The sequence below is a fragment of the Plantactinospora sp. KBS50 genome, assembly GCF_002285795.1.
Lineage (GTDB): Bacteria > Actinomycetota > Actinomycetes > Mycobacteriales > Micromonosporaceae > KBS50.
Genome location: NZ_CP022961.1, coordinates 4,904,764 through 4,917,451, shown reverse-complemented (window position 1 = coordinate 4,917,451; position 12,688 = coordinate 4,904,764). Strand labels below are relative to the sequence as shown.

The following is a 12,688-nucleotide window of genomic DNA, read 5'->3' as shown; positions in this document are numbered from 1 at the left end:
CCGCAAGGCAGGGCGCAGTGGAGGTTGTCACACGATCAGACCCCGTGTTCCCGCCACCGGTTGGTGATGGGCAGCCGCCGGTCCCGGCCGAACGCCTTGATCGAGATCTTGGTGCCCGGGGCCGACTGCCGGCGCTTGTACTCGGCGATGTCCACCATCCGCAGCACCCGGTCGACCAGGTCGGCGTCGTGGCCGGCGGCGATGAGGTCGTCCCGGCCGGCGTCCCCGTCGACGTAGCCGGTCAGGATGCCGTCCAGCATCGAGTAGTCGGGCAGGGTGTCGGTGTCCAACTGCCCCGGGCTCAGCTCGGCGCTCGGCGGCTTGACGATCGAGTTCTCCGGGATCGGCGGCGTCTCGCCGCGCCGCACGGCCTCCTCGTTGCGCCACCGGGCCAGCTTCCACACCAGCGTCTTCCAGACGTCCTTGATCGGGTTGAACCCGCCCACCGAGTCGCCGTACAGGGTGGAGTAGCCCACCGCCAGCTCGCTCTTGTTGCCGGTGGTGAGCACCAGGTGCCCTTCCTGGTTGGACAGCGCCATCAGCAGCACCCCGCGCACCCGGGCCTGGAGGTTCTCCACGGCCAGGCCGGACAGCGACACGTTGGCCAGGAACGTGTCCACCATCGGCTGGATGGGCTCGGTGCGGAAGTCCAGCCCGGTCCGCTTGGCCAGGTCGGCCGCGTCGGTCTTCGAGTGTTCCGAGGAGTGCCGGCTGGGCATCGACACGGCGACCACCCGGTCCGGCCCGAGCGCGTCCACGGCCAGCGTCGCCACCAGCGCCGAGTCGATCCCGCCGGAGAGGGCCAGGATCACCGACGGGAACCGGTTCTTGTCGACGTAGTCCCGCAGCCCCAGCACCAGGGCGTTCCACACCTCGGCCTCGTCGGGCACCGGCTCGGAGATCTCGCCGCTGGCGCTCGGTCCGGCCGGCGCCGGCACCGCGTCGCTGAGCGTGATCCGGCGTACGTCCATCTCCGCCGGCCCGCCGGCCGGGCTGCCCGGCGGGCTGCCCGGCGGCGTGTCCCCGGTGCCGGCCGCGGGGAGCTGCACGTCGTGCACCAGCAGGTGTTCGACGAACTGCGGGGCGCGGGCCAGCAGCGTCCCGTCGGCCGCCACGATCATCGAGTCGCCGTCGTAGACCAGCTCGTCCTGGGCGCCCACCATGTTGACGTACGCGATGGTGGCGCCGGCCTCGGCGGCCCGGCGCCGCACCAGCGGCAGCCGCACGTCGTCCTTGTTGAGTTCGTACGGCGAGCCGTTGATCGTGACGACCAGCCCGACGTCCGCGCGGCGGGCGACCGCGAACGGCCCGCCGGCCTGCCACATGTCCTCGCAGATGGTCAGGGCCACGTCCACGCCGCCGACCCGGACCACCGTGAGGGTCTGCCCGGGTACGAAGTACCGGTCCTCGTCGAAGACGCCGTAGTTGGGCAGGTGGTGCTTGAAGTACGTGGCCCGGATCTGCCCGCCGTGCAGCAGCGCCATGGCGTTGCGCGCGCCGTGGTCCGGGATCGCGTCCGCGCGGGTCGCCGGCGGCCCGTCGGCGTCCAGGTAGCCCACCAGCACGGGCAGCTCGCCGAGGCCGTCGGTGGCCAGGCCGGCGGCCAGTTCCCGCAGGGCGTGCTGGGAGGCCCGCACGAAGGAGGACCGGAACACCAGGTCCTCCACCGGGTATCCGGTGAGCATCAGCTCCGGGAACGCGACCAGGTGGGCGCCGGCGTCCGCGGCGTCCCGGGCCGACCGGCGGACGATGTCGGCATTTCCGGCGAGGTCGCCGACCGTCGGGTTGACCTGGGCTAGGGCGAGTCGCAGCGTGGGCATGTCCTCATCTTGCCCCAGCGTTCCGGCGGGTATCCGCGGGTCGTCCGGCCGGTCCGGTATCCGGGCGGACGTCGGTGGTGACCACCCCCACGCAGCCGGGTCGGCGTATGTTGGCGGGGAAACCGGTGGGCCGTGCCGTCCATCCTTTGGTGGATGTAACGGCTGCGAAACCCAACCGGTGCAGACTTGCCGCCATGTCGGTCTTGCCGGCCGGCGGCGTAGCGGCCGAGGGGTGGATGGTGGACCGTCAGCAGGAGTTCGTGCTTCGTACGCTGGAGGAGCGCGACATCCGTTTTGTCCGGTTGTGGTTCACCGACGTGCTGGGCACGCTCAAGAGCGTCTCGGTGGCGCCGGCCGAGCTGGAGGCCGCCTTCGACGAGGGCATCGGCTTCGACGGATCGGCGATCGAGGGCTTCGCCCGGGTCTTCGAGTCCGACATGATCGCCATGCCCGACCCCACGACCTTCCAGGTCTTCCCGTTCGAGGGCGGGGTCAGCGGGGAGAGCGCGCGGATGTTCTGCGACATCCTGCTGCCGGACGGCTCCCCGTCCTGGGCCGACCCCCGGCACGTGCTGCGCCGCGCGCTGTCCCGGGCCGCCGAGAAGGGCTTCACCTTCTACACCCATCCGGAGATCGAGTTCTTCCTGCTGGAGGACGGGATCGCCGACGGCTCGGTGCCGGTCCCGGTGGACACCGGCGGCTACTTCGAGCACACCACCCACGCGGTCGCCCGGGACTTCCGCCGGCAGGCGGTGCTCGCGCTGGAACGGATCGGCATCTCGGTGGAGTTCAGCCATCACGAGGTGGCCCCCGGCCAGCAGGAGATCGACCTGCGCTACGCCGACGCGCTGGCCACCGCCGACAACATCATGACCTTCCGGCACGTGGTCAAGGAGGTCGCGCTCTCCACCGGCGTGCACGCCAGCTTCATGCCCAAGCCGTTCACCGACCAGCCCGGCAACGGCATGCACACCCACCTGTCGCTGTTCGAGGGGGAGCGGAACGCCTTCCACGACGCCGGCGACCCGATGAAGCTGTCCAAGGTCGCCCGCGCGTTCATCGCCGGGCTGCTGCGGCACGCCCGGGAGTACACCGCGGTCACCAACCAGTGGGTCAACTCCTACAAGCGGCTGTTCCCGCTGACCCTGCCGGACCGGATCACCGAGTCCCCGGCGTACGTCTGCTGGGGGCACCTCAACCGGTCCGCGCTGGTGCGGGTGCCCGCGTACGGCAAGCCCACCTCGGCCCGGGTGGAGGTCCGCTCGATCGACTCGGCCACCAACCCGTACCTGGCGTTCGCGGTGCTGCTCGGCGCCGGCCTGAAGGGCATCGAGGAGGGCTACGACCTGCCGCCGGGCGCCGAGGACGACGTGTGGTCGCTGTCCAACGCCGAGCGCAAGGCCATGGGGTACGAGGCACTGCCGGAGAACCTCGCCGAGGCGATCGACGTGATGGCCGGCTCCGAACTGGTCGCCGAGGTGCTCGGGGAGCATGTCTTCGACTACTTCCTCCGCAACAAGCGGGCGGAGTGGGAGGAGTACCGCCGCGAGGTCACCCCGTACGAGCGGCGCCGCTACCTCTCGCTGTAGCGCGGCCACCCGCCGCGCCGGGGCTGGCACCGGGCGGGCATGCTGGGCTGATCCGACCACTGTGGAGGAGACGCCCCGGTGTCCGACACGCTCAGCTACGCCGACGCCGTCCGCCTGCTCGGCGGCGGCGAGAACCGATGGGTCGACCTGATCGACCGGATGGCCGGGGGAGCGGTGCTGTCCGCCGCGATCCCGGTCCCCGGGCTGGCCGACGCCAACGTCGGCCTGGTGGGCCTCGGCCGGGAGCTGTTGCGCGCGGTCGCCGAGCGCCGGTCCGGGCTGTCCCGGTACGACCGCACCCGCCGGCTGGAGGCCGCGCACGCGGTGATCGCGGTGACCGCGTACTTCGAGGCGCTGGCCGAGGTCGGGCCGCCGGACCTGCTGTCCGAACTGGACGTCGTCCGGTCCGAGCAGCTCGCCCTGGCCGGCGCCCGGCCGACCGACCCACGCTCCACACTGGAGGCGATGTTCGCGCTGCCGGTCCCGGTGCCCGGACCCGCGCTGCCGTATCCGCGGCTGCGCGGCGAGCTCCGCACGTTCTACACGGAACTCGCCGGCCGCCTCACGCTGTTCACCGCCGACCTGCGCGAGGGCACGGCACCGCCCTGGCATGCCATCGACCCGCTGAACCGGGCGATCGAGCTGGGCCTGGACCGGCACCGGGAACTGCTGACCCGGCTGGCCGGCGACTTCCCCGAGGTGGGCTTCTGGATCGGGCTGCACGAGCAGGAGGCCACCCGGGCGGAGGTCCGGGCCCTGGGCACCGGGCTGGCCGAGCTGCGCGCCGAGCTGGACCGGATCAGCACCGGCGCCGGCCCGGACGCCCGGCGGGCCGCGCTGGCCACGGCGTACACGGCCGAACTGGACCGACCGATCGCGGCCTCCGGCGACGTACCGGCGGGGTTGCGCCTGCCCACCCTCGGCGGCGCGTACGTGCCGCCGCTGTTCCGGGTCGCGGAGCTGGGCGTGGCCGCCCGCCCGGCCGAGGAGGAATGGTGGGCCGACCGGCCGCTGCGCGGCGATCTGGCGGAGTTCCTGGTCGGCCAGCTCACCTCGCCGGGCGCGGTCCGGGCGCCGCTGCTGGTGCTCGGCCAGCCCGGTTCCGGCAAGTCGGTGCTCACCAAGATCCTCGCGGCCCGGTTGCCGGCCGCGGACTTCCTGGCGGTCCGGGTGGTGCTGCGGGACGTGCCGGCCGCGGCCGACCTGCAGGAGCAGCTTGAACACGCGATCCGGGACGCCACCGGGGACCGGCCGGACTGGCCGGCGCTGGCCAGCGCCGCCGGCGACGCGCTGCCGGTGGTGCTGCTGGACGGCTTCGACGAACTGCTCCAGGCGACCGGGGTGAGCCAGACCGACTACCTGACCCGGGTGGCCGAGTTCCAGCGCCGGGAGAGCGTCCAGGGCCGGCCGGTGGCGGTGCTGGTGACCAGCCGGACCAGCGTGGCCGACAGGGCGCGGCCACCGGCCGGCGCGCTGGCGCTGCGGCTGGAACCGTTCGACCCGGCCAGGGTGCAGCGCTGGCTGGACACCTGGAACGAGACCAACGCCGGGCTGCCCGGCTTCACGCCGCTGCCCGCCGAGGTCGCGCTGCGGCACCGGGAACTGGCCGAGCAGCCGCTGCTGCTGCTCATGCTCGCGCTCTACGACGCGGGCGGCGGGGACCTGCGGGCGGCCGGCGACCTGCGGCACGCCGAACTGTACGAGCGGCTGCTGGACAACTTCGCCCGCCGGGAGGTGGTCAAGCAGCGGGAACTGACCGGCCGGGAGCTGGACCGGGCGGTCGAGGACGAACTGCGCCGGCTGTCGGTGGTGGCGTTCGCCATGTTCAACCGGCGGGCGCAGTGGAGCACCGAGGACGCCCTGGAGGCCGACCTCGCGGCGCTGCCGTTCGACGGCGCGGCCGTGGTGGCCCGCGACGACCGGCGTACGCCGCTGCGGGCCGCCGAGATCGTGCTCGGCCGGTTCTTCTTCGTGCACCGGTCCCAGGCATCCCGGGACGCCGACCGGCCCATCGCGTACGAGTTCCTGCACGCCACCTTCGGCGAATACCTGGTGGCCCGGCTGACCTGGCAGGTGGTGGAAAACCTGGTCGCCGTCGACCGGGCGGCCAGCCTCGCCCCGGGCGGCCCGCGGGTCGACGACGACCTGCTGTACGCGTTGCTGTCGCACGCGGTGCTCACCAGCCGGGCACCGGTGGTCGGCTTCCTCGCCGAGCGGCTGTCCATCCTGGACGACGAACTCCGCGCCGGCTGGGCGGACCTGCTGGTCCGGCTGTTCCGCACGGTCAACCACCGGACCGGGCCGCGCGCCCTCGACGGATACCGGCCGCTTCCGCTCCCGGTCCCCGCCCGGTACGCCGCGTACGCCGCGAACCTGCTGGTGCTGGCGGTCTGCGCGGCCGGCGAGATCACCGGCAGCCGGCTCTACCCGGAGGCGGACGACCCGGTGCCGGACTGGCACGCCCAGGCCCTGCTGTGGCGCTCCCAACTGCATCCCGAGGAGTGGAGCAGCCTGGTGGCGGCGCTGGAACTGGGCCGCCGGGCGGACGGGCAGGTCCGGGACGTGGCGCTGCGGCTGGACTCGGGCGCCGCCGCGCCGCCGATCGACCTCACCTGGACCTACTCCTGGCCGGGCGACGGCGAACTGCTCGAACTGGCCTCCTCGAAGGCGTCCGGCCAGCCGGCGGCCGTGCTGCGCCGCAAGACCTACTTCGAGTGCGGCATCAACGGCGACGTGCTCCAGCACGCGCTGGACCCGCTGGTCGAGGCGGCCCCCTGGGCGCTCACCAGATACGTCTCCACAATCGGCCGTGGCGCCGAGACCGCCCACTCGGTGGCCTGGATCCTGCTGGCCGCCATGCTGGGACCGGTCACCGGGCAGCCGCTGGTGGAACTGCGCAGCGTCCGGCAGTATCTGGACCTCGGCCTCGACGATGCGGCGGACGATCCGTCCGGTTCGGAGGCGCCGGAGCAGTCCCGGCTGCGGCTGCTCGGCCTGCTGCTCGACCGGCTGAGCGCCGACGCCAGCGGGCCGGTGGCGGTGGCGGTCGACCTGCTCGACCAGGCCGTTCCGCTGCTGAATCCCGTCCACGACCTGGCCGAGCCGGTGCTGCGGTGCTGCCTGGCGTTCCTCGGCCGGGGCGACCGGAACGAGGACCGGGCCATCGCCGACGTCGTGGCGCGGGCGATCGGTCAGGCCGGTCAGTCGCGGCTCTGGACCGGGGAACTGGCCCTGGAGGCGCGGGTGCGGCTGCACGAACTGGGCGTGCGGACGCTGCCGATCGCGCCGCAGCATGTGGAGGCACTGACCGCGCTGCACCAGCGGCGGCGCCCGGACCTGCTGGTGCGGATGCGGCCGCTGATCCAACCGGCCGACTGACCCTCCCACCGCGCCGCGGTCCCACCGGGTTGCTGTCCCCGGGCCGTCCCGGGGCTGGCCCCGGGGCTGCGCGCGGGCTGGACGGGTGGGGCGCCCCGAGCATGGATGCTCGGGGCGCCCCACCGGCCGTTGCCGGTTGTCGGCGGCTACTTGCCGCCGTCGGTCGAACCCTCGTCGGTCGAACCCTCGTCGGTCGAGCCGCCGTCGCCCGTACCGCCGTCGGTGTTGCCCGGGCCCGCGCCGTCCCCGTCCGGGCCGCCGTGCTCCCAGCCGCCCGGGCCGGGGTGCCCGCCCGGGCCGCCGCCCATCGGGAACACGCCCGCGTCGATGGCGGCGGTGATCGCGTCGGCCTGCTCCTGGGTGAGCTTGCCGTCCGTGACGGCCTGGGCCAGCCGCTCCTTGAGCATGGCGGTCCAGTCGCCCCGGTCGCCCTTGGCGTCCTCCCGGTCGGCCGGCTTGTGCTCGTCGCGGATCTTCGTCAGTGCCGCCTCGACCTGGTCCTGGGAGACGCCCAGTTCCTCGGCCAGTTCGGAGGCGAACTGCGACTGCCGGTCCGCCCGGTCGCCGCCCTTGTCGGTGGATGTCGAGTCCGATGCCGACGGGGTCGCGCCGGGCGTGCCGCTGTCGTCGGCGAACGCGAGGGTCGGTACGGCGATGCCGGCGCTCAGCACGCCCGCGGCGGCCATGCCGGCCAGCAGGTTCTTGCGAGTGACGGTCACACGCATGGGTTCCTCCTGATCGTTGCGGATCGTTGATGCCGTGACGACGGTGCGGAACCAGGCTGGGTCCCGGCCCTCACGACCCTGTCAACGAGCTGAAAATCTTGCCGGATGCGTCCCGATTTCACCCGATTGAGCGAGCCATCCGATACCCGACAGGAGTGCGGCGCGCGATGGCGGTCACCGGTCCGGCGGCGGTCACCGGACGGCGGCGGTCACCGGACGGCGGCGGTCACCGGACGGCGGCGGTCACCGGACGGCGGCGGTCACCGTCAGGGTGCCGGTCACCGCGTCGAGGGTGGCGGGCGTACCCACCGGGACCGTGAGTTGGCCCACGCCGTGCCCCACGGGCAACCCGCCGAGCACCGGCACACCGAGATCACCCAGCCGTTCGGCCAGCACGTCGACCACGGTCACCGGCCAGTCGTCCGCGCACCGGGTGAACTGCCCCACCGCCACCCCGGCCACGCCGTCCAACGCGCCCGCCCGGCGCAGGTGGGTGAGCATCCGGTCGACCTTGTACGGCTGCTCCTCCACCTCCTCGATCAACAGGATGGCCCCGGTGAGATCGGGCATGTCCGGGGTGCCCAGCGAGGCGGTGATCAGGCACAGGTTGCCGCCCAGCAGCGGGCCGGTGGCCACGCCCGGCACCACGAGCCGGGCGGTTTCCTCCTCGGCGGAGCGGACCACGGAGACCGGTTCGGTGCTCATCAGCGCGGCGTGCAGCGACTCCGCCGAGGTCAGCGGGGTGCGCTCGTCCAGCCAGGCCGCGCCCGGCCCGTGTACGGAGGCGAGCCGGGCACCCCGCCAGAGCGCGAACTGGAGCGCCGTGATGTCGGAGAAGCCGGCGACCACCTTCGGGTCCCGGCGTACCGCGGCCATGTCGATCGCGTCGACCACCCGCTGCGCCCCGTAGCCGCCCCGGGTGCACAGCACCCCCCGGATCTCCGGATCGGCGAACGCCGTGTTCAGGTCCGCGGCCCGCAGCTCGTCCGTGCCGGCCAGGTACCCGTGCCGGGCGTACGCGTGCGGTGCCAGCAGCGGCCGCAGCCCCCAGCCGGTGAGCAGCTCGACGCCCCGGGCGACCCGCTCCGGCCGGGTCGGGCCGGAGGGGGAGACCAGCATCACCGCGTCGCCGGGGCACAGCACGGGCGGGCGGATCGCGGCAGCGTCGGGCACGATCACCGAGCCTATCGGTCCGCCGGCACCGGGCCCGCCGGTGGTGTCCGGAATGATCCCGGGCACTGTCCGGGTGGATCCCGGTTCCACCCGGACCGCCAGCGTCGGCCACCGAGGGTGACCGGTTAGCCTCGACACCGTGGCGACGGCACTGGTGATCGAGAACGACCCGACCGACGATCCGCGCCGGCTCGGGGAATGGCTGACCGAGGGCGGGCTCGAACTGGTCGTGCTCCGGCCGTACGCGGGCGACGTCCTTCCCGAGGACCTGACCGGGTACGCGGCGCTTGTGGTGTTCGGTGGTCCGCAGCATCCCTGGCCGCGCCCGGACGGCTCGCCGGACGCGCCGTGGTTCCCGGCCCTGGAGGGCCTGCTGCGCAAGGCGGTCCGGCACCGGGTGCCGACCCTCGGCATCTGCCTGGGCGCGCAGCTGCTGGCCACCGCGCACGCCGGCACGGTCGAACCGGCCGCCGAGCCGGAGGCCGGGCCCGGCGTCGTCGGCAAACGCGACGCCGCCGAGCGGGACCCGCTGTTCCGCTGGGTGCCGCTGATGCCGGACGTGCTGCAGTGGCACGCCGACGAGATCACCGAGCTGCCGCACGGGGCGACCCTGTTGGCCGCCTCGACCCGCTGCGCCAACCAGGCGTTCCGGCTCGGCGACCGGGCCTGGGGCATCCAGTTCCACATCGAGTGCGACACCGACATGGTCCGCGACTGGGCCACCGATTCCGCTCTGCTGCGCCGGCTGGACTACGACCCCGACGCCGTGGTGGCGGCGGCGCAGCGGCTGCTGGCCGACGTGGAGGAGGCGTGGCAGCCGTTCGCGATCCGGTTCGCCGCGCTGGCCCGGGGGAGTTGGCCGACGCCGAACCCCGCCGGGACCTGCCCCTGCTGGGCCAGTGAGCGGGGGCCGTCATGAGCAGACCGGCCACCGCCCGCGGCCGGCTGGCCCGGTACGGCTTCGGCCGTACCACGGGCGAGCCGGCGGACCGCAGCGGCGAACTCCTCGGCCCGACCGGCCTGGGGCTGTGGGACCCGGACGAGCAGGAACCGGTGGACGACGCGGCCGGCGAGCTGCTGTCGGCGCTGTCCCAGGCCGCCGACCCCGACCTGGCGCTTCGGCAACTGCACCGGATCGTCGAGGCGGAACGCCGGGCGCCGGCGGACGTACCGCTGCTGGCCGCGCTGCGCGCGGACCCGGGCCTGCGGCGGCGGCTGTTCGCCGTGCTCGGCGCCTCGACGGCGCTCGGCGATCACCTGGTGGCCAACCCCGGCCACACCGCCGTACTGGCCACCGTGGACGGCGTGGCACCGACCGTCGACGGGAACCTCGACCCGCTGCCGCCGGACCAGCCGGCCGTGCCGGCGCTGCGGCTGGCGTACCGGCAGGCCCTGCTGCGGATCGCGGCGGCCGACCTGACCGGCGGGGTGTCGCTGGAGCAGACGATGGCGGCGCTCTCCGCACTGGCCGACGCCACCCTGAGCGCCGCGTACGCGCTGGCCCTGGCCGAACTGCCCGAGCAGACCCGGGCGCCCCGGCTCGCCGTGGTGGCGATGGGCAAGTGCGGCGGCGGCGAGCTGAACTACGTCTCCGACGTCGACGTGATCTTCGTGGCCGACGCCGACGAGGACCTGCCGGTGGCGACCACCGTGGCGACCCGGCTGATCCACATCTGCGGCCTGGTGGCCTGGCCGGTGGACGCGGCGCTGCGGCCCGAGGGCAACCGCGGCCCGCTGGTCCGCACCCTGGCCAGCCACCTGGCCTACTACCGGCGGTGGGCGCGGACCTGGGAGTTCCAGGCGCTGTTGAAGGCCCGCCCGGCGGCCGGCGATCTCGCCCTGGGCGCCGAGTGGATCGCGCAGCTCGCGCCGCTGGTCTGGCAGGCCGCGGAGCGGCCGGAGGCGGTCGAGGACGTCCGGTCGATGCGCCGCCGGATCATCGACAACATCCCGCCCGGCGAGCTGGAACGGGAGATCAAGCGCGGGCCGGGCGGGCTGCGCGACATCGAGTTCGCGGTCCAACTGCTGCAACTGGTGCACGGCCGGGTCGACGAGTCGCTGCGGGTGCCGGGCACGCTGCCGGCGCTGCGGGAACTGGTCTCCGGCGGCTACGTGGGCCGCGCCGACGGCGAGGGGCTGCTGCGCGGCTACCGCTTCCTGCGCGGGGTCGAACACCGGCTCCAGTTGCAGGGCCTGCGCCGGACCCACACGGTGCCCAGCGACCCGGCCGCGCTGCGCTGGCTGGCCAACGCCCTCGGCTACACCGCCACCCCGGCCCGGGGCACCCTGGAGACGTTCCGGGCCGACTGGGTCGCGCACGCCGCCGAGGTACGCCGGCTGCACGCCAAGCTGCTCTACCGGCCGCTGCTGGAGTCGGTCGCCCGGGTGCCGGCCGAGGAGTTGCGGCTCACCCCGCAGGCCGCCCGCAGCCGGCTGGAGGTGCTCGGCTTCGCCGACCCGGCCGGGGCGCTGCGGCACATCCAGGCGCTCACCGGCGGGCTGACCCGGACCGCGGCGATCCAGCGGACCCTGCTGCCCGTCCTGCTCTCCGAGTTCGCGGACGCCCCGGAGCCGGACCGGGGGCTGCTCACCTACCGGCAGGTGTCGGACAAGCTGGGCAGCACCCCGTGGTACCTGCGGGTGCTGCGCGACGAGGGTCCGGTCGCCCGGCGGCTGGCCCGCACGCTGGCGCTGTCCCGGTACGCGGCCGACCTGCTGGCCCGGGAACCGGAGGCGCTGCGGCTGCTCGCCGCCGATCCGGAGCTGGTGCCGCGGCCGGCGGACGTGCTCTGCGACGGCTTCGCGGCCGCGGCCGATCGGCACGTCGCCGCCGACGGCACCGCGCCCGCGGCGACCGACGAGGCGGCGGCGGTCGGGGCCATCCGCGCGGTGCGGGCGCTGCGCCGCCGCGAACTGCTCCGGCTGGCCTGCGCGGACGCGCTGCACGAGGCCGGTCCGCTGGCCCCGGCGCACCGGCTGGACGTGCTGAGGGTGGGCACGGCGCTCTCCGACGTGGCCGACGCCACCCTGGCCGCCGCGCTGCGGGTGGCCCGGGCCACCCGCCCGGCGCCGCCGGGGCTGCGCTTCGCCATCATCGGCATGGGCCGGCTCGGCGGGCGCGAGCTGAACTATCTCTCCGACGCCGACGTGCTGTTCGTCTACGACCCGCCGGCCGGGATGGCCGAGGACGCGGCCAGCGCCGCCGCGCTGGCCATCGCCGAACAGCTGCGCCGGCTGCTCGGGATGCCGGCGCCGGACCCCGCGCTGGTGGTCGACGCCGACCTGCGGCCCGAGGGGCGGCAGGGTCCGCTGGTGCGCAGCCGGGCCGCGTACGCCTCGTACTACGCGCGCTGGTCCAAGGTGTGGGAGGCGCAGGCACTGCTGCGTGCCCGGTACGTCTGCGGCGACGCCGACCTGGCCGCGGACTTCCTCGCCGCGGCCGACCGGATCCGGTACCCGGCCGACGGGCTGACCCCGGAGCAGGTCATCGAGATCCGCCGGATCAAGGCGCGGGTGGAGACCGAGCGGCTGCCCCGCGGCGCCGACCCGGCCACTCACACCAAGCTGGGCCGGGGCGGGCTGGCCGACGTCGAGTGGGCGGTCCAGTTGCTCCAGCTCAGGCACGGCGGCACCCTGCCGGAGCTGCGCGGCACGCGTACCCTCGACGCCCTGTCGGCCGCCCGGGACGCCGGCCTGGTGTCGGCCGCGGACGCCGCGGCGATGGCGGCCGGCTGGACCCTGGCGGCGCGGGTCCGCAACGCGCTCATGCTGGTCCGCGGGCGTCCGGGGACCAGCTCCCGCGGCACGGGGTGGAGTTGGCGGGGGTGGTGCGGCTGCTCGGCGCCGAGGATCCCGGTGAGTTCGTCGACCACTACCTGCGGACGGCCCGCCGATCCCGCACGGCCATGGAGCGCGTCTTCGCCTAGGTCGTCACGCCGATCGCCTCGACGCGTCGGCCGGTGTCAGGCGCGGGTCGGAACGGTGGAGTGTGCAGAGTTGTTGT

5 protein-coding genes and 2 pseudogenes are annotated in these 12,688 nt (G+C 74.4%); 4 read left to right on the top strand and 3 right to left on the bottom strand.

The features are described 5' to 3' along the window. Positions 1-35: 35 nt before the first annotated feature. Positions 36-1,820 carry an NAD+ synthase gene (locus tag CIK06_RS21045; RefSeq protein WP_095566267.1) on the bottom strand — a complete coding sequence of 595 codons (1,785 nt, stop codon included), beginning with the start codon at positions 1,818-1,820 and terminating at the stop codon, positions 36-38. Between the two features lie 239 nt (positions 1,821-2,059). Here CIK06_RS21045 and glnA point away from each other — a divergent pair, with 239 nt between their 5' ends. After that, the gene (gene glnA, locus CIK06_RS21040) at positions 2,060-3,409 is read left to right on the top strand and encodes a type I glutamate--ammonia ligase (protein WP_095568008.1); all 1,350 of its coding nucleotides are present in this window, start codon (positions 2,060-2,062) and stop codon (positions 3,407-3,409) included. Between the two features lie 78 nt (positions 3,410-3,487). Further along, positions 3,488-6,787 carry an NACHT domain-containing NTPase gene (locus tag CIK06_RS32200; protein ID WP_095566266.1) on the top strand — a complete coding sequence of 1,100 codons (3,300 nt, stop codon included), beginning with the start codon at positions 3,488-3,490 and terminating at the stop codon, positions 6,785-6,787. Positions 6,788-6,933: 146 nt separating this feature from the next. Here the strand turns inward: CIK06_RS32200 and CIK06_RS21030 are convergent, their stop codons facing one another. Further along, a complete protein-coding gene (locus tag CIK06_RS21030; protein ID WP_232533764.1) occupies positions 6,934-7,512 on the bottom strand; it encodes a hypothetical protein in 579 nt (192 codons plus the stop codon). A 243-nt stretch (positions 7,513-7,755) separates the two neighbouring features. After that, positions 7,756-8,631, bottom strand: coding sequence for an LD-carboxypeptidase (locus CIK06_RS21025; protein WP_095568007.1), 876 nt, complete (start codon positions 8,629-8,631; stop codon positions 7,756-7,758). A gap of 193 nt (positions 8,632-8,824) precedes the next feature. Between CIK06_RS21025 and CIK06_RS21020 the strand changes: the two are divergent. Together CIK06_RS21020 and CIK06_RS21015 are read left to right on the top strand one after the other, a co-directional pair. Beyond that, positions 8,825-9,588 (top strand): annotated as a pseudogene (locus CIK06_RS21020) (type 1 glutamine amidotransferase). 12 nt (positions 9,589-9,600) lie between these two features. Beyond that, positions 9,601-12,611, top strand: a pseudogene (locus CIK06_RS21015) (bifunctional [glutamine synthetase] adenylyltransferase/[glutamine synthetase]-adenylyl-L-tyrosine phosphorylase). The last annotated feature ends 77 nt before the right edge of the window (positions 12,612-12,688 follow it).